The following is an 18087-nucleotide window of genomic DNA, read 5'->3' on the forward strand; positions in this document are numbered from 1 at the left end:
CCATTCCTAAAGCCAGCTTCCAAATGTGGCAGGTGCACTTTCAATTGAACCTGCCGCACCATGAAAGGAACAGATAACAATGGATGTTTGTGTTTTTTGGGGTGGCCAAAATCACTAAGCCACGACACTTCCTCCAAGTATGCAGCGGAGCGGAACTATGCCTACTGTTACGCATCCGACTTTGAGGCTTTGTTATATGCCATCAAATAGTCAAAAACCTTATCTGAAATAACTTCTAACTTTGGTTGAGTATTGTCCCCTGCTACATTTGTTACGATGAAAATACCAACATTTTTACTTGGATAAATGGCCAGCCAACTAGATGTGCCCATTGAGCCGCCACTTTGATAGAGCATTATTTCATTTGAATCATCTTTAGTTGTGTACCAATAAAATGCCGAGCCATGACCCGTCCAACTCTCACCCAAAATTTGATGAGAAATGGCCACCTCTGGCTCTGAGGATAATTGGTGTTGCATATAACGCGTGACAGAGTCAACGTCTGAAGTTAATCCTCCACTAGCAAACCAATATGCACTAGCCAAAGGCATTTGATTGCCATTTCCATCTGTACCTACAGTAACTTCACTTACCTCGAAATTTGTACGTCTGAATTTCGTGCCTCGCTCTCCAGACTTACTCGTGATCTTTTCAGAAACCAGCAATTCAAAAGGTTTTTGGTAAACTGATTCCAGAATATATCCAACTAAATTAGTACCAACGCTTGAATATAGATAGTCCTCACCAGGAGTAGAGCCAAGCTTCACTTTTTTAAGATCATCAAAGTAGTCGTCTGTGGAGTATTTTGATATTTTTTCAAAATATCTGCCTTGCTCAATATCTTCGCGACTGACAGCAAAATCTCTTGGGAGCCCACTAGTATGAGTCAAGAGGTGTTGTAATGTTATATATTGGTTAGACAGCTCCAAATTTTTGTATTCGTTACCTTTAAGGTAATGGCGAATATCTTTGTCTAGCTCAACTTTCCCTTCAAGAATAGCCTCAGCAACCACTAGCCCCGTATAAGTTTTGGTTAAAGAGCCAAGTTCATATATTGTTTGGTTGTTAGGCGTATCGCCATTACTTAACGTCCCAAAATGATACTGGTAAGTATTTTCTGCGTTTACAACAGAAATTGATACGGCCTGCCCTACATTTCCATCAATAAATTCTATGAGTTCATGTTTCGTATTTGATTCAAAATTAGTTGCGTCATGATTTTTACAAGAGGCCAGAGCTGCCATTAATGAAATGGCCAATATTATTGATATAGTTTGGGTTATTGATCGGTTCATCGTTTTCCTTTTTAGATCATTGAAATTCTTTTTTAGACGATAAAATTCAATAAAAGGTTTAAATGGAAAATTAACCTAGGCATCAAACGCCTTGCTATTAGGAATTTTTAGTATGAGTCTGGTAGACACCCACTCCAATGGTAGAGTTTGGTAGACACCCACTCCAAAATTTGTCAGCCATACTTCCACCATCTATGCTTGAAATCTGCTCCAAGGATAAGGACGAAGCAAATGCCAGCGGCACGGAAAAGCCAGGTCAGCTTAGTTGACACAAAATACTACCATTGCATCTCGCGCTGTGTAAGGCGTGCCTTTTTATGCGGTGAAGACCCATCAACAGGCCAATCTTATGAACATCGTCGTGAATGGGTTGAAGAAAAATTACTTCTGCTGGCAAGTATTTTCTGCATTGATATTTGCGCTTACGCTGTGATGAGCAATCATACTCACATCGTTCTGTATGTGGACGATAAAAAAGCCAGTCGATTGCATGACAAAGCCATCGTCATACGCTGGCATAAACTGTTTAAGGGAAGCTGGCTAACTCACAAGTTCATTGAAGGTAACGAGCTCACTCCGTCCGAACGCATTCTACTCGACGATATTATCGAGAAATATAGGGAGAGACTTGCGAGCATCAGCTGGTTTATGCGCGTACTGAACGAAGATATAGCCCGCCGTGCGAATAAAGAAGATGGCTGTACAGGTCGGTTCTGGGAAGGTAGGTTTAAGTCCCAGGCATTACTCGATGAAGCGGCACTTGCCGCCTGCATGGCCTACGTTGACCTGAACCCTATCCGGGCTAAAATGGCCACCACACCAGAAACCTCCGAGTTCACCAGTATCAAAAAACGCATTGAACACGCACAGAACGGCAAACAACCAAAGAGCCTTCTACGCTTTGCCGGAAACCCCAGACAAAACATGCCCAAAGGTCTGCCCTTTGAGCTTAAATATTATATTGAACTGGTTGAACTAACAGGCCGATGCATTCGTGCAGACAAGCGAGGTCATATCTGCAATACCCACCCTATCCTCACCAGATTGCAAATAGAGCCTGAAAACTGGCTCAAACTCACCACACGATTCACCAAAGTATTCAACGGTGCAGTTGGCAGGCGCCATGCCTTGACTGAGTTTTGTGGCCACCTGCAAAAAAAGCGACGCCCTAATCTGGCTAATTGTGAGCGATTATTAGGGTAGTATTCTTAATCCTGAGCTCAAGTTATGACTGTCGCACTCTGGCAGCGCTTATCTGTGCCCAAAATACCAAATAACTACTGTTCGAGCTGAAATTCCTCACCCGTGAGTTCCAGCGCTTGTGGTTTATCACTTCTTTACTCAACATAGCACTCGCATTCATTTACTAAGACCCCACAAAAGGAACGCATAACGCTGGGTGTCCGCTTATTTTTGTTGGCGCATTGACGCCGATTTAGGAGCGTACATCTCAACCACCCTCTCCCAAACTCAGACCCCAAATTTAGGACAGCTTTTGATTGGGTGTCCGTGTTATTTTATTAGCAACGAAGGAGCGCAAGTCAAGCGTTTTGCGTCCTTTTGAGTAACTTGTATGGATAATAGACCCATCAAATTTATCTATTTTACCGATTTAGGGTAAAGTGAGGCCCAGGCTTTAGCTGCAACTAAAGCCTTCTTTTACAGTAGTTCGATTGAATGTTGGCTCCTCGATTGAGAGACCGGTAACAAGAATGAACGCTGTAAAAGACTCCAAGCACCACACTCGAATAGTCTACTGGGCCTCGAGCCCGCATTTTGCAAGCATGAGTTAGCTTATATGAATACCAAAACAAATCAAAGCATCAACATTGGTGTCGATACAGGCAAGTTTCAGCTCGATATTTATATACGACCTTTAGATATTCACTTCACGGTCAAAAATGACGAGCAAGGGATCCGTGACGCGATTCAAAAGATAAAGCCATACAAACCTGAACGTATCGTTATTGTGGCCACTGGCAGGCTCGAGATGCCATTCATTCTTGCATGCTCCAAAGCAAGTTTACCGTTCGTTATTGCCAACCCCATTCATGTGAAACGCTTCGCCGGTGCAATCGGCCAACGAGCTAAAACCGATAAACTAGACGCCAAGCTGATTGCACACTACGGCGCAGCAATCAAGCCGCCCCTATCTAAGCTAAAGCCCGAATCTATGCAGCTTATGAGCGATTTGGTCTCAAGAAGAAACCAATTGCTTGTCATGCAGACCATGGAGAAAAACAGGCTACACATTTTGCCCAAAGAGCTGGCGATGACAATAAAACCGATCCTAACCGCCTTCAAAAATCAGATCCAAAAAATTGAAAATAAAATCATCAAACTGATCGAATCATGCCCTGAGTATCAGGCAAAGAACTCTCTATTACAAAGTATGAAAGGGATCGGGAAAATCGCCGCAGCCTCTATCATCAGTAACTTGCCTGAACTCGGTTACATGACCAACAAACAAGCCTCTGCATTGGTTGGTGTCGCGCCAGTTAATCGCGAAAGCGGCCGCTTCAAAGGGATGCGAAAAATACAAGGTGGCCGCCACCAGGTTAGGACTGTTTTATATATGGCTATGATGTCAGCCATCCAATCCAACCCTGTTTTCAAGACGCAATATCAAAAGCTGGTCACATCAGGAAAACCGAAAAAAGTGGCCTTAATTGCCTGTGTTAGAAAGATGGTCGTTACCTTGAACTCGATGCTCAGAGACGGAACAATGTGGGAAGCGCCAATTGCTGAAATTTAGTTATTGACGCCATAGTCTCTTGTTAGTTTTATTTTTCTAATTCTTTCAGTCTTTGCTTATCATCAACTCGTTGAATCATAAAATACCAAAGAATAAAGCCTAATAAAGAAATAAACACCCCACCAAATACTCCATAACTTTGGATCGCGTCTAACTTTATTAGTTTAGAATAATAATATTTAATTTCTTCAGTTTTAGCCTCATGTTTTATGCGAGCAATTTGAAGATCTTTTGTGAACTTGATAATATCAGTAAGTTTGGATTCAAGATGATCCGTTTTAGCCTTTTCATTATTATTCATTTTATTTTCTTCGGCGGCTATCAAGTCTTTAAGAGCTCTTTGCTGTTCTTCAATTCCCTCTAATTCAAGAAATATAATAGATGACTCAATTTTAATCTCCCTCACTTTTTCATATGTTATATGTAGAAGATATTGAGGGATGAACAAGAAGATTAAAAATATCCAAATGCCTGAGATAGATAAAAACTTATATAAATTATCTGTTGGTATACTAGGAAGTTGCATAAATACTCGATATAAAACTGACAGGTTATTAGCGTGAACACCGCTTAAACCCAGTTCCAAAAACCGTACAGATCCACAACTAAATTAATTTATTCATAAATAGAACAATAACCTACCACCTTTATTCCCATCGTTCAAGCCAAAACGGCTCTGTTAAGGGCTAAAGCCGAGCCTCGTTCATAGCGAAACTTAAAAACGCAAACAAAACAAGAAACTTAACCTAATAAACAACCATATTCACTTATACCTGTACAAGCGAACAATACTTAGAAACAACCCCAATCTCCACCCAACAAAAAAGCGCGTATAAACGCGCTTTTTTCAGCCTTCTAATCTGTGAAGATTAAAGTACTTTAACAGGTACCGCTTGCTCTGAACCGAACTTAGTTGTCAGTTCTTCTTCAAGTGGAGTGAACGCAGTCAGGTCGATGCCTTCAACAGCAGCCTGGTACTCGTCCATAGTTGGGAAACGACCCAGAATCGTTGAAAGTACTACCAGTGGCGTAGAGCCAAGTAGTGATTCACCTTTCTTCTCGTTAGAATCCGCTACAACACGGCCCTGGAACAGACGCGTAGAAGTTGCGATAACGGTGTCACCTGGTTCAGCTTTTTCCTGGTTACCCATACACAGGTTACATCCAGGACGTTCAAGATACAGGATGTTTTCGTACTTAGTACGTGCAGCCGTCTTCGGATTTTCATCGTCAAACTCAAAGCCTGCGTACTTAGCCAGTACTTCCCAGTCACCTTCTGCTTTTAGCTCATCAACAATGTTGTATGTTGGTGGCGCAACAACCAGTGGTGCTTTGAACTCGATTGAACCGTTTTGCTTCTCAAGGTTGCGTAGCATCTGTGCGATGATCTGCATGTCGCCTTTGTGCACCATACAAGAACCAACAAAGCCCAGGTCAACTGGCTTACCATCGTAGAAAGACACAGGACGGATCACGTCGTGCGTGTAACGTCTTGATACGTCTTCGTTGTTTACATCCGGGTCGGCAATCATTGGCTCAACGATTTCGTCCAGGTTCACCACAACTTCAGCGTAGTACTTAGCGTTGTCATCTGGTGCCAGTGCTGGTTGCTCACCAGACTTGATACCCGCGATACGCTCGTCCGCAAGATCAATCAGACCCTGAAGCGTTTTCGCTTCGTTGTCCATGCCCTTGTTGATCATGATCTGGATACGGCTCTTAGCCAGCTCGATAGACTTGATCAGCGTTTCGTCGTTAGAGATACAGATTGACGCTTTCGCTTTCATCTCTGCAGTCCAGTCAGTGAAAGTGAACGCCTGGTCAGCCATCAGAGTACCAATGTGTACTTCGATGATACGGCCCTGGAATACGTTTTCACCGCCGAATTGCTTCAGCATTTGTGCCTGAGTAGCGTGTACCACATCACGGAAGTCCATGTGCTTCGCCATTGCGCCTTTGAAGGTTACCTTCACAGACTCTGGAATTGGCATTGCAGATTCACCGGTCGCCAGTGCCAGCGCCACAGTACCTGAGTCGGCACCGAATGCCACACCTTTAGACATACGCGTGTGTGAGTCACCACCGATGATGATTGCGCGGTCATCCACAGTAATGTCGTTCAGTACTTTGTGGATTACGTCGGTCATTGAGTGGTAAATGCCTTTCGGATCACGTGCTGTGATCAGGCCGAACTTGTTCATGAACGCCATCAGCTTAGGAATGTTTGCCTGTGCTTTTGCATCCCAAACAGACGCAGTGTGACAGCCAGACTGATACGCACCGTCAACCAGCGGAGAAATCGTAGAAGCAGCCATAGCTTCCAGTTCCTGCGCAGTCATAGGGCCCGTTGTATCCTGAGAACCAACGATGTTTACTTTAACACGAACGTTTGAACCTGCGTGCAGCGGCGTCTCAGACGCAACACCGATTGCGTTACGGTTAAAGATTTTCTCAACCGCAGTCAGGCCCTGGCCTTCATGCGATACTTCTTTAGAAGGTGCATATACTTCTGGTGCTTCAACACCTAAAGTTTCAGCGGCAAACGTCTGTAGTTTCTTACCGAATACTACCGCGTAAGAACCACCCGCCTTCATGAACTCCACTTTTTGTGGTGTGAATGAAGATGATACGTCAACCAGCTCTTTGTCGCCGTTGTATAGTTTCTTCGCTTTGGTGTCGATTGTCAGCAGCGTGCCAGTCGCAACAGAGTATGCTTCTTCCAGTACCGGGTCGCCATTTGCATCGGTAACCACTTTGCCGTTTTCGTCGGTTTTCTTCACCCAGTTTTTCAGGTCAAGACCAATACCACCGGTTACATCAACAGTCGTCAGGAAGATAGGCGCGATACCATTAGTACCCGCTACAACCGGAGCAATGTTGATGAATGGAACATAAGGGCTTGCCTGGGTACCAGCCCAAAGTGCCACGTTGTTCACACCAGACATACGAGATGAACCCACACCCATTGTGCCTTTTTCAGCAATCAGCATCACTTTTGCATTTGGGTGCTTCTTCTGTAGCTCAACAATCTCTTGCTGCGCTTCAGGGGTGATCATGCATTTACCGTGCAGTTCACGGTCGGCACGTGAGTGTGCCTGGTTACCCGGAGAAAGCAGGTCAGTTGAAATATCACCTTCACCGGCAATATAGGTTACAACTTCAATTTTTTCGTCAATATCAGGCAGCTTAGTAAAGAATTCCGCGTTCGCGTAGCTTTCTAAGATGTCTTTTGCAACGGCATTGCCCGCTTTGAACGCGTCTTCTAAACGTGACGTGTCTTCATCGTACAGGAAAACCTGAGTTTTCAATACGTCGGCCGCTTGCTTAGCAATGGCTTCGTCGTTGCCCAGCGCAAGGTCAAGTAGTACCGCGATAGAAGGACCGCCTTTCATGTGCGAAAGCAGTTCGAATGCAAAGTCAGCCGTGATTTCAGCTACAGTCTCTTCGCCCAGGATAATTTCTTTTAGGAATTGTGCTTTCACACCAGCAGCGCTGGTTGTGCCCGGAAGCGTGTTGTAGATGAAGAAGTTCAGTGAATCTTCACGGTGCTCATGCCCTGTGTCTTTGATTTGGGCAATAATTTCAGATAGCAAGTCAGCGCTATCGATTGGTTTTGGACTCAATCCAAGTTCCGTTTTACGGGTTTGGATTTCTTCCATGTACTCATTATACAAACTCATATAAACCTCGTCAGGCAGTAATACGTGTAGATAGAACCGACCCATTCTACCCTACTTTGCCCTTGCACGTAATCTTTTAACGAAAAAAGCCTGTTTTCGCTCAATTTTTACGCCAATTTAACCACATAGGGCCGCGTCAGGAAGGGTGAAAATTCCGGTGTCACTTAGCCTCAGGGGAAAGGCTTTAAACTCAGGTTGAAAGTGTTAACTTTTAAGATAAAAAAGATGAACAAAATACAGCCAGCTAGGCAGCCTGCTTGCTCCAGGAAGTACAAGCAGCTGGCCGGGCGCAATGAAAGCGCCCGAGACCCGCTGCGATGGATCAGTTGTTGAGCTCAGTGTCGACCGGCTGCTCTTCTAAATCCAGCTCGTCGATGAACTCACCCAGCTGTTGCTCCACTATGGTATTGGCATGGGCAAAGTAGGCAATATGGAACACCGCATCGCCTTCATTGACCAAAGGTAAAGACTGTTGACCGATAATAATGCCGCTGCGTGGTGCCTGGATAGCCACTTCATTGCCACCCAGCGGATTACTGATATAGCCCAGCACCTGCTCTTTATTAACCCGCTCTCCCAGACCCACCATAGCGCGGACAATACCGTCTGTATGGGCACGTACCCAGCTGGTGGAATCCGCAATCACAGGTTCTGGAAGCTTTTTCGAGCGCCTACCTTTAAGTACCTTAAGCCGTCTGAGCACATTTTCAACGCCCTTTAACCCGGCAGCAATTGCCAGCGGGTCAAAGCGCAGTGCCTCACCCGCTTCGTAGGTGATAACGGGGATCCCAAGATTGCTGGCCTCGCTGCGTAACGAGCCGTTGCGCAGCGTTGCGTCGATCACCACGGGTGTACCAAAGGCTTTGGCAATGTCTGCGGTTGCTTCGCACTTCAGATTGGCCCGGATCTGAGGCAAATTTGAGCGATGGATAGCACCCGTATGTAAATCAATGATATGCGTACATTTGCTGGCAACCCGTTTAAAGAACACATTGGCAACACGCGCTGCCAATGAGCCCCGCTCTGAACCCGGAAAGCAGCGGTTCAGATCTCGTCTGTCGGGCAAATAGCGTGACTTATGAATAAAACCAAATACATTCACTACCGGTACAGCAATCAGGGTTCCCCGCAGCGCTTTTGGATCAACTTTCGCTAAAAGCTGGCGCACTATCTCTACGCCATTCAGCTCATCACCATGAATGGCGGCGCAAACCATCACCACAGGGCCTGCCTCTGCGCCATTGACCACTTCAATAGGAATGGTTAATGGAGAATGGGTATAGAGCTTGGCCACTTCCAGCGACAGGGTTTTGCGCTCAGCCACCTCAATGGGTGTATTTAGTAGTGTAAATACCTGGTTTTTTTTAGCCTTTGCCACGCGTTGCGGTCCTCTTACTGGCTGCATTCTTTTCCATAAACTCAATGATCATACCGGCAATGTCCTTTCCGGTTGCTTTTTCTATGCCTTCAAGGCCAGGCGACGAGTTTACTTCCATCACCAGTGGCCCACGTTCTGAGCGCAGCAGGTCAACACCGGCTACATTCAGGCCCATTGCTTTAGCCGCAGCAACAGCAGTTTTGCGCTCTTCCGGGGTAATGCGGATCAGGCTGGCACTGCCGCCGCGATGTAGGTTAGAGCGAAACTCACCTTCCTGCGCCTGGCGTTTCATCGCAGCTATCACCTTATCCCCAATCACAAAGCAGCGAATGTCCGCGCCGCCGGCTTCTTTAATGTATTCCTGCACCATGATGTTGGCTTTCAGGCCCATAAAGGCCTCAATCACACTTTCTGCCGCTTTACGTGTTTCCGCAAGGACTACACCAATGCCCTGGGTGCCTTCGAGCAGTTTGATCACCACAGGTGCTCCGCCAACCATATCTAGCAAGTCTTTCACATCATCAGGTTTGTTAGCAAAGCCAGTGATTGGCATGCCAACCCCTTTGCGGGATAACAGCTGCAATGAGCGCAGCTTGTCACGCGAGCGGGTAATGGCCACCGACTCGTTTAACGGATAAATGCCCATCATTTCAAACTGACGTAACACGGCACAACCATAAAACGTGACCGAGGCACCAATTCTTGGCACCACGGCATCAACATCCACTATTTTATCGCCTTTAAAGTGAATTTCTGGCTCATTAGAGTTGATGTTCATATAGCAGCGCAGCACATCCAGCACCACAGGCTCATGGCCGCGCTCCTTTGCCGCTTCTATCAAACGACGGGTCGAGTAAAGGTTTTTGTTCCGGGATAGAATGGCGATTTTCATGTTAATTCCTTGCTTCAATTCTTTTTTTAGTCAAATAAGAGGCTGCGGGGTCTACACAGATCCGCCCCTCCATGGCTGTACGCCCCAGTAACATTCTAAATTTCATGTTATCCCGGTTGGTCAGCGTGATCTCAATGGGCCAGCGCTCAGTGCCAATATGCAATGTCGATTGGATCACATAGCGAGATTCCTGATGGCCGCCCGAGTCTGTTACCGTGCGCACGTCGAGCACTGGCGCTTCACAGACCACTTCATAGTCGGTGTCTTTTTGTTTGGGATGCATCCAAAAACGGACCCAGGATGCGCCTTCTTTTTCAAACTCTTCTACTTTGAAGGCATGCAAACAAGAAGTTCGGGCGCCGGTATCCACCTTAGCTTTGATCCTGTCTATACCCAGCTCAGGCAACGACAGCCATTCGCGCCATCCAACCTGTATTAAAGTCGACATTTTTGTGCTCCTTAAAAAAGCGCTTTATACCTTGCTCTTAAACAATAGACTAACAAAATTTATTTATCCAAAGCAGCAAAGCTATTGATTGAAAAAATAAAATTTTGATCCACTGTAGCGAAGGCGTGGTGACTAAGCCAGCAAGCCCGACTCTGATTGATACTTTGTAATCTTTTGACTGTCATTTAATACAATGTTACTAAATAAACATAAAAATTTGAGCTGTTATAATTTATAACGAATTCGAATTTCGGATAGAATTATCCACCTTTAGTATTGCCATCCTTTTCGTGGGCCAGACAAAAAAAGCCCGTACAGAAATCAACATATAATCAGGAATGACCATGTTAAGACCGAGTACTCTGGCAGCCAGCATCAGCTTGGTGCTGGGCGCCGCCGCTTCGTTTCACACTAGCGCAGAACAAAGCCAGGCACCTAAGGCCAGTAACACCACAGAAGTGATTGAAATCACAGGTACCCGACGCAGCCTGCGCAGCGTTGCTGAAAGCACGGTACCGGTCGATGTTATCAGCCTGGACGAAATCACCAGTTCAGGTCAGCTTGAACTCAGCCAGGTTTTGACAACGCTGGTACCAAGCTTCAACTTTCCGAACTCGCAGCTGGCCGACGGCACCGATCATGCACGCCCGGCAGTATTGCGCGGACTGGCGCCCGACCATACTTTAGTGCTTATCAATGGTAAGCGCCGCCATGCCAGTGCCCTGCTGAACCTGAATGGCACGGTTGGTCGTGGCTCAACAGCGGTTGACTTGAACACCATCCCGACCGCGGCTATCAAGCGCATAGAAGTATTACGTGATGGCGCGGCAGCGCAATACGGCTCAGACGCCATTGCCGGTGTGATCAACATTGTGCTGAACGATGCCGATGAAGGCGGCAACCTGTCGGTCACTTATGGTGAGTACGACACGCAAATGGCGGGTTCTGCACAGCTGTTGCGTACCTATGAAGATGCCGAGGGTAACCTGGCGTTTGACAAAGGCGCAGATCGCGAACTGAACGATGGCGGCACCACGACTGTTAGCGGCAATATCGGCTTTGAGCTTGGCGACAAGGGCTTTATCAACGTGGCTGCTGAGCTGCGTAACAAGCAACCGACCAACCGCTCAGGCATCGATGAGCGCGAGCAGTATGCCCGTGATGAAAACGGCAAGCTGGACCCTCGTGAGTTTACCGCAGAGCGTTATAATCACAGATTTGGTAAGGCCGACATTGAAGACTTTGCGCTGTTTTACAACGCAGGCTACGCACTGGCCTCAGACTTAGATTTGTACTCATTCGGCAGCTTCTCAAGCCGCGACGGCAACTCAGGCGGTTTCTTCCGTCGTCCTCAGGATGGCCGTAATATCCCCGAAGTTTACCCGGATGGCTTTTTACCGCAAATAGACACCGAAGTGCGCGACTACAGCTTTGCTGTGGGTGCCAAAGGGGATGCCGGTGACTGGCAGTACGATGTCAGCACCAATTATGGCCTGAACGACTTTGGTTTTGGTGTATCGAACAGTCTGAATACCTCTATGGGTGCAAGCAGCCCGACTGAGTTCGATAACGGCGCTCTGGTTTACAGTCAGTTGCTGGTCAATGCAGAAGCCAAAACAGAACTGGACTTAGGACTGTACGACAGCGTGTTTGTTACGCTGGGCAGTGAATACCGCCGCGAGACTTATGAAATCCAGGCGGGCGAACTGGCGTCTTATCAGACGGTATTAGATGCGAACGGTCAGCCAGTTGCTGCCGGTGGCGCGCAGGTATTAGCTGGATTCTCGCCGGAAAGCGCGGTGGATGAGTCGCGCCACAATGTCGCGTTGTTTGCTGAGTTTGATACTTACCTGAACACCGACTGGAACCTGGTATTGGCGGCCCGCTATGAAGATTACAGCGATTTTGGTTCAACCCTGACCGGTAAGCTTGCAACCCGCTATGTAGTGAACGACCAGCTGTCGCTGCGCGGTGCACTGAGCACAGGCTTCCGCGCGCCTTCTCTGGCTCAGACTTCATATAAGTCGATTGCTACCGTATTTGAAGACGGCGTGCCGAATGAAGTTGGTCTGTATCCGGTCGACACCCCTGCGGCAGCGGCACTGGGTGCCAAGCCACTGGAAGCCGAAGAGTCTGTTAACCTGACAGCCGGATTCATTTATACGCAAGATGCTTTCAGCCTGACACTGGATGCGTATCGCATTGATATTGACGACCGCATTGTGATGTCTGAAAACCTCAGCGGCGACGCGGTTGAGCAGATCCTGCAACAGGCCGGCGAATTTAATGTACAGCGTGTTCGTTACTTTACCAATGCGATTGACTCGCGCACTCAGGGTGTAGACATTGTTGCAACCTATCGCTTTGATTTGGCGGACTATGGCGACTTAAACCTCAGTGCTGCCCTGAACCTCAACGATACCGAGGTGACAAATGTCAAAGCCAATCCGGCTGAGCTGGCTGCGCTTGGCGAAAGCTACCAGTACTTTGCTCGTCGTGAAATTGAACGCTTTGAGTCAGGTACACCGGATAACAAATGGAACCTGGTGGCAAATTGGCAACGTGAACAATGGCAGGTCATGGTCAAAGCAACCCGCTACGGTGAAGTAACCGATCCTTCCAGCACGGTAGAGAAAGACGAAGTACTGGCAGCCAAATGGATCACCGACCTGGAAGTGGCTTACAAAGTGAATGAACAATGGCGTATCGCGCTTGGCGCGAATAACCTGTTTGATCAGTATCCTCAGGATACCGTCAGCAACATTGGTTTCAGTAATTTTAACCAGATCTTCCCTTACTCTGCGTTTTCTGCTTACAGCACAGATGGCCGCTTTGTGTACGGTAAGGTGTCGTTTAACTTCTAATTTCGTACCGAACTCCTCAGCAGCTGCAAGCTCAGCTGCTGGGGTATACACTTGTCAATTTAACCCCTCATTGTCCTTCTCTGCATGTTATACCCTGAGAATTTAACAGTTCATACCTGCGTTAGGCTCCACTCAAAAAGTTGCTCTTTAACCTGAAGATTACTTGATTGACACAACCAAGAAAAAAACAAAATACTAACATCTTTAACACAAAAGGAGTTAGTACATGTTTACAAAAAAACACATATCTTCATTGTGCCTGGTATCTGCGTCTGTCTTATGGACGAGTGCTTCGGCAGCCAATACTCAACCTGATAACCTGCTATACCCTACCATCTCGGTATCTACCGAAGAAATTTCACCTAGCAACGTTGAAGGCCCGATTACAGTCAATGGCGGTGCCTGGGCAAGCAGTGGGTATGGACCAACATTAAGGAATACGGGCCTATATTACACGCTGGACCTTCCCGTTGTTGGTTCTGTGCCTTTTGGCTCAAAGATTACGTCTGTGAATTATTCGTGGAGCTATTCATATGTACCACCAGGTATGTTGGTATACCTGTGCCTTAATTCAACGAATAACTGTGTCAACGTCAGTGCCAGCAAATCAGGCCGACTCACTAACTTCAATGATCAGGCTGCTAATAAGAAATTTATCTTCGCATTTGGTGTCCGTGGCAATGGCAGCGTGCTGTCACCAGCTGCTTACGGTCAGCGTAGTCAAGTTATCGTCAATTATAATTAGCAATAAGCGATAGGCCTTCGAAAGAAGGCCTATAAACATCACGCATACTCATTAACACTTAACATGCCGGCTTTTGCCTGATAGTCCATAGGCAGCGTTTTATTAAACGCAATCATTTCGTTATAAATATCAGCATCAGAGGCGCCCTCACCTTTCATTCGATTGAACAATGCAATACGTTGCTCTGTTACTTTCGCAGCAATTCGGTCAAACTCGACAGACTGATCGGCCCACTTTTTGTGTGCAACGGGATCAGTCAATGGTGGCGCCTCGTCGAGGTTTACCGTCATTTTGTTAGGGATAAAAGTGATTGCTTCTGCCATTTCTCTTGCAAATACAGGGTCAGATTCAACGTCATCCCGAAAAGAATCCCATGTATGCTTCACGCCCGTGGAGCTGGCTTGTATAGATTGGTTACTTACATCAGCTACCGTGTTGGTAGTCTTTACGGAAGCATACTGCGAGACTGGGCTCACTGCGCTCTGGACCGAGGTGTTTAAAATCATAATTCGTCTCCTTGTGAATGTTTTGTTACTTAAGCAAAACCTACGCCACTTCTAAATACCCTTTAAATTTAGAGAATTACCCAGACACATTGCCCGTAGTTGCAATGAGATGCCGCATTATGGCGTCAAATTGCCGCACTAAACCTATCACTGATTGCCTTTGCGCAATATGTACAATACTCGTGTTTGTTGTAACAACCTCCTTACACGCTCTGATAAAGCAAAAAGCCCACGACTGCGGGCTTTTTGCTTCACCAATAGAACTTTATCTGATCACGTGCCATTGTGTCTGACGACCTGCCAGATACCAGACCTGCTTACCATCAAATACCGCATCTTGCTCCAGCTTGATTTGGATCCATTGGTTATCCCACTCCGGAAGCTGCGTCTTTATGTTGCCCTCAATGGCATAGACTGTATTTGGGTGCAGCTTCCAGTCTCCCTGTACCGGTGTGGGCCCCTGATTGTCCCACATACCTATGGTTGGCCCTGGCGCATGGCCGACAAAGCCTAGTGGGTGGGTATAAGTGCTACTGACAATCCCGGCGGCTTTACTTTGTTTAATGGTATTGGCCAGGATCTCATTGCCCGTTAACCCTGATTTAAAGTTACTGGTTAAGATATCCTGCCAGCGATTTCCGGTCACCATAGCCTGTTTGAGGCCTTCAGGTACATCCTCCTCATGTAGCTTGAGCACGTACCCCATTTCTTGTGTATCCGTGCACTGATTCAGATAACAAATCCCTACATCTGTATGAATAATATCTCCGGGCAAAATAGTGCGATTGTATTCACCTATAAAGACGTCTTCTTTGCTGGTTTTATCACCCTGGCGTTGAATATTCACGTACGGCTGAAACCAGGGTCTGAGTTGTAGTTCTTCAAAGCGTTCACGTAAATACCATTCAACATCTTTAGTGGTGGTCACCCCTGGTGTGATCACCTTATTGGAAAATGCTTCTGCAATCACACGACGTGCCAGAGTCACCACTTGAGGATATACGTTCAGTTCTTTTTGGCTGCGCGTTTCCAGCCATCGGATCACCAGATCCTCAGCGCTCACCAGTCGCTCCTGGTATTTCCTCGGTAATACACTCAAAAGTTGCTTATGTAATCCAACACTCAGGCCATCGGCCAGTGCCCAATTTTCACTCACATTGATGCCGATCCGCTTCGGGTCTCGCTCAGCAATCACCTCAGCCAGGCGCTGCCACTGCTGAGCTTTTGTGCCCCCTTTCCATACCGTGGGATATAGGTCGCCAATGGGATAACGACTCACGCTAAAGCGTTCGATACTGCCATCAGATTGCTTTGAGAACACCAGCAAGGTAGTGCGACGTGCCGCAAAAGTAGGCTGCGGAACCAGTGTATAAAACAGCTTGTCTTCGCCATATTCGCGGTTGATGACCAGCCACATATCCAGGTCCGCCTCACGCATCAGCTCCGGCAGCAAATTATCCAGTCTGTCTAATACCATGTCATTTATCGGCTGAACACGTTCTCTGAATGACAGCACATCGGGTAAGGCTGTTATTTGCCTGCCTTGTGAATATTCCTTCGCTAATGATTGTGCACTGATCCCACACAAAATCAGTAATAAACCAAAAAGTCTTTGCATAATTGCCCTGCTATTTATTGAGTTTCTATTAAGTTATGTTCGGCTACGCCGGGTCAAAACCTGTTCATTAGTCAGCGATTAACAATCATATTGCAGAGCTTATAGGTCAGCAATCCATTCGGGATGAGTGTCATATCGAAAGAAAACGACACAATGACTGGTATTTAGGCAGACGCAAAAATTCACAGGAAAATTGACAAGACAATGGGAGAAATTACCAGCAAGTTTGCCATACTGGTTGTGTATCTGTCTGTACACAAAGCAATAGTTAGTATATTACGCATGTACTGAGCCCAAATATCATGACAAAAAACAAGATATTCAGGCTCAGTGCGCTCAGTTAATTGGTCTCGCGCAATATTTGTAGGTTGTCAGTCACTCCCCTGGCCATAGGGACCAGAAAGATTTGTGCTTCTTTTAGGCGCTGAGTTGGCACACCAAGAATGTACTGATCGCCAAATTGATACATTTTCTCTGACTCATAGCGCGTTGTCTGACGCCAGAACACCTCGCCTTTCTCATTATAACCATCAATTTGTAAGATTATCTCAGGTCTTAGCTCAATATAATTGGCGCTAACCGATTGTGCACCAACCGCTAAGTCTGAGCGCTCGGTATAGTAGATGGTCACGAACAGGTTAAGGTAAGGCCCTTCGAGCAGCGGATAGTCATATTCAACACTGACCAGCTCGTTATTATCGCCGTATTGCATGCTCACCTCTGACTCTGTGACTGGATTCAACGGCAACGCAGCACGTTGGCGAATACCATTCACTAAGGTCGTCTCAAACGTATGCAATTGCTCTGTCAATGCCTGCCTCTGAACCGGATCAAACACGTCCAGAATTTCCTGAACCCCTTTAATCACTTTGGTAAACTCGGCATACTCACCTGACAAGTTTTGTTCCGGATCTCTGATAGGCGCAAACTCGACCTGCAGTGTACGTATATTGATTTTTCCCTGATAGTCATGTGTCAACGGTTTACTGGCGCAGCCCGCAACCAGAATCACAAAACCAAGCAAGAGGTGATGTGCTAGTGATTTCATATTGCTCTCATTATTTTTTGCTCCCTATTGTGGGCGTTTTCATATCTTCGGCGCCTCAGTAATTGGAGGTCGCCTGCGTTTTTCAAGGACTTATTCGAACCTGAAAGGCCATATTTGGCAATAATAACCTAATGGCAACAACCAACACTAGCGTATCATTGAATAACACTAGGGATACTACACTTAAGCAGCAGTAATATGTCAGCAGTCAATTCAGGCGACCTGCGACGTTTAATATGACAGGAAAACGACAAGACAGAGATCAAGTGACATTGACTTTATTGCCTCCGGGCAACAAAAATATCACCGTACTCACTGTGTTCAATATGCATATATACCCTACGATTGTCACCCATATGGACGATGATGTAGATATGGTGCTCTTTGTCCCCACTCTCTTGATGAAAGGTGTTTACGAGGAGGGAATTTTCACATGTCCAGGTCCCGGTTCTGCGCTCAACTTCACCGCCTCCCTCATACACCAGCTTAGTTGAGAAAGTGTTGTCAGGCATGTACTGAGAGTCCCAGTAGTAACCATCTTCATCAGCACGGGCACGAAAATTCCCGGTCCAGTTGCCCACCATTCCCTCGCACAAATCTGTGGTTTTTTCAGGCATATTTCTGAGCATAGTGTTAAGCTCCAAAAGAAATTCATCTCTTGATTCTCTTATCTTGTTTTCCTCGAGCGTGAAAACAAAATACACCATAGAAACAAAAGCAATGGCAAAGCCTACTCCAAACCCGACTCCCCAATATAAAACCTTTTTAATCATCTAAGACCTCAATAAAGCTAAACAGTAATATGCGCGCAGAGCAAACATAACATACTCAACATCAGGGTGTGATGTTAGATAACAC

14 protein-coding genes are annotated in these 18087 nt (G+C 46.4%); 4 read left to right on the top strand and 10 right to left on the bottom strand.

What is annotated here, in order from left to right; all coding sequences use genetic code 11:
• Window positions 1-167 precede the first annotated feature (167 nt).
• Window positions 168-1295 carry a serine hydrolase domain-containing protein gene (locus tag CWB98_RS03745; RefSeq protein ID WP_138543641.1) on the bottom strand — a complete coding sequence of 376 codons (1128 nt, stop codon included), beginning with the start codon at window positions 1293-1295 and terminating at the stop codon, window positions 168-170.
• Window positions 1296-1526: 231 nt separating this feature from the next.
• Between CWB98_RS03745 and CWB98_RS03750 the strand changes: the two genes are divergently transcribed.
• Both CWB98_RS03750 and CWB98_RS03755 read left to right on the top strand, forming a co-directional pair.
• The gene (locus CWB98_RS03750; RefSeq protein WP_138543642.1) at window positions 1527-2498 is read left to right on the top strand and encodes a transposase; all 972 of its coding nucleotides are present in this window, start codon (window positions 1527-1529) and stop codon (window positions 2496-2498) included.
• A 595-nt stretch (window positions 2499-3093) separates the two neighbouring features.
• On the top strand, window positions 3094-4050 hold the full coding sequence (locus CWB98_RS03755) for an IS110 family transposase (protein WP_138543643.1): 957 nt from the start codon (window positions 3094-3096) through the stop codon (window positions 4048-4050).
• Between the two features lie 28 nt (window positions 4051-4078).
• Here the strand turns inward: CWB98_RS03755 and CWB98_RS03760 are convergent, their stop codons facing one another.
• The 5 genes from CWB98_RS03760 to CWB98_RS03780 all read right to left on the bottom strand — a co-directional run bounded on the left by CWB98_RS03760 (window position 4079) and on the right by CWB98_RS03780 (window position 10448).
• Window positions 4079-4576: a hypothetical protein gene (locus tag CWB98_RS03760; protein ID WP_138543644.1), complete on the bottom strand. Its 498-nt coding sequence runs from the start codon at window positions 4574-4576 to the stop codon at window positions 4079-4081.
• 343 nt (window positions 4577-4919) lie between these two features.
• Window positions 4920-7730, bottom strand: coding sequence for a bifunctional aconitate hydratase 2/2-methylisocitrate dehydratase (locus tag CWB98_RS03765; RefSeq protein ID WP_138543645.1), 2811 nt, complete (start codon window positions 7728-7730; stop codon window positions 4920-4922).
• A 322-nt stretch (window positions 7731-8052) separates the two neighbouring features.
• Complete coding sequence (locus tag CWB98_RS03770) at window positions 8053-9108, bottom strand: succinylglutamate desuccinylase/aspartoacylase family protein (protein ID WP_138543646.1); 1056 nt, start codon at window positions 9106-9108, stop codon at window positions 8053-8055.
• Window positions 9095-10000 carry a 30S ribosomal protein S6--L-glutamate ligase gene (gene rimK / locus CWB98_RS03775; RefSeq protein ID WP_138543647.1) on the bottom strand — a complete coding sequence of 302 codons (906 nt, stop codon included), beginning with the start codon at window positions 9998-10000 and terminating at the stop codon, window positions 9095-9097. The genes CWB98_RS03770 and rimK overlap by 14 nt, the downstream gene beginning before the upstream one ends.
• 1 nt (window position 10001) lies before the next feature.
• Window positions 10002-10448, bottom strand: coding sequence for an ATP-dependent zinc protease family protein (locus CWB98_RS03780; RefSeq protein WP_125780073.1), 447 nt, complete (start codon window positions 10446-10448; stop codon window positions 10002-10004).
• Window positions 10449-10792: 344 nt separating this feature from the next.
• Between CWB98_RS03780 and CWB98_RS03785 the strand changes: the two genes are divergently transcribed.
• Together CWB98_RS03785 and CWB98_RS03790 are read left to right on the top strand one after the other, a co-directional pair.
• Complete coding sequence (locus CWB98_RS03785) at window positions 10793-13312, top strand: TonB-dependent receptor plug domain-containing protein (RefSeq protein ID WP_432765876.1); 2520 nt, start codon at window positions 10793-10795, stop codon at window positions 13310-13312.
• 226 nt (window positions 13313-13538) lie between these two features.
• Window positions 13539-14057: a flagellar protein FlhE gene (locus tag CWB98_RS03790; protein ID WP_138543649.1), complete on the top strand. Its 519-nt coding sequence runs from the start codon at window positions 13539-13541 to the stop codon at window positions 14055-14057.
• Between the two features lie 38 nt (window positions 14058-14095).
• On the opposite strand, the gene CWB98_RS03795 is transcribed toward CWB98_RS03790, so the two are convergent.
• The 4 genes from CWB98_RS03795 to CWB98_RS03810 form a co-directional block, all read right to left on the bottom strand.
• Complete coding sequence (locus CWB98_RS03795; protein WP_138543650.1) at window positions 14096-14563, bottom strand: hypothetical protein; 468 nt, start codon at window positions 14561-14563, stop codon at window positions 14096-14098.
• 265 nt (window positions 14564-14828) lie between these two features.
• Window positions 14829-16181, bottom strand: coding sequence for a M24 family metallopeptidase (locus CWB98_RS03800; RefSeq protein WP_138543651.1), 1353 nt, complete (start codon window positions 16179-16181; stop codon window positions 14829-14831).
• Window positions 16182-16521: 340 nt separating this feature from the next.
• Window positions 16522-17229, bottom strand: coding sequence for a hypothetical protein (locus CWB98_RS03805; protein WP_138543652.1), 708 nt, complete (start codon window positions 17227-17229; stop codon window positions 16522-16524).
• A 278-nt stretch (window positions 17230-17507) separates the two neighbouring features.
• Window positions 17508-18002, bottom strand: a complete 495-nt coding sequence (locus CWB98_RS03810) for a hypothetical protein (RefSeq protein WP_138543653.1) — start codon at window positions 18000-18002, stop codon at window positions 17508-17510.
• Between the last annotated feature and the right edge of the window lie 85 nt (window positions 18003-18087).

It is taken from the genome of Pseudoalteromonas rubra, from assembly GCF_005887115.1.
Taxonomy (GTDB): Bacteria; Pseudomonadota; Gammaproteobacteria; order Enterobacterales; family Alteromonadaceae; genus Pseudoalteromonas; species Pseudoalteromonas rubra_F.

Coding starts and splice junctions, on each gene's coding strand:
- CWB98_RS03745 (WP_138543641.1), bottom strand. CDS start 1,295: ATGAACCGATCAATAACCCAAACTATATCAATAATATTGGCCATTTCA.
- CWB98_RS03750 (WP_138543642.1), top strand. CDS start 1,527: ATGCCAGCGGCACGGAAAAGCCAGGTCAGCTTAGTTGACACAAAATAC.
- CWB98_RS03755 (WP_138543643.1), top strand. CDS start 3,094: ATGAATACCAAAACAAATCAAAGCATCAACATTGGTGTCGATACAGGC.
- CWB98_RS03760 (WP_138543644.1), bottom strand. CDS start 4,576: ATGCAACTTCCTAGTATACCAACAGATAATTTATATAAGTTTTTATCT.
- CWB98_RS03765 (WP_138543645.1), bottom strand. CDS start 7,730: ATGAGTTTGTATAATGAGTACATGGAAGAAATCCAAACCCGTAAAACG.
- rimK (WP_138543647.1), bottom strand. CDS start 10,000: ATGAAAATCGCCATTCTATCCCGGAACAAAAACCTTTACTCGACCCGT.
- CWB98_RS03780 (WP_125780073.1), bottom strand. CDS start 10,448: ATGTCGACTTTAATACAGGTTGGATGGCGCGAATGGCTGTCGTTGCCT.
- CWB98_RS03785 (WP_432765876.1), top strand. CDS start 10,793: ATGTTAAGACCGAGTACTCTGGCAGCCAGCATCAGCTTGGTGCTGGGC.
- CWB98_RS03790 (WP_138543649.1), top strand. CDS start 13,539: ATGTTTACAAAAAAACACATATCTTCATTGTGCCTGGTATCTGCGTCT.
- CWB98_RS03795 (WP_138543650.1), bottom strand. CDS start 14,563: ATGATTTTAAACACCTCGGTCCAGAGCGCAGTGAGCCCAGTCTCGCAG.
- CWB98_RS03800 (WP_138543651.1), bottom strand. CDS start 16,181: ATGCAAAGACTTTTTGGTTTATTACTGATTTTGTGTGGGATCAGTGCA.
- CWB98_RS03805 (WP_138543652.1), bottom strand. CDS start 17,229: ATGAAATCACTAGCACATCACCTCTTGCTTGGTTTTGTGATTCTGGTT.
- CWB98_RS03810 (WP_138543653.1), bottom strand. CDS start 18,002: ATGATTAAAAAGGTTTTATATTGGGGAGTCGGGTTTGGAGTAGGCTTT.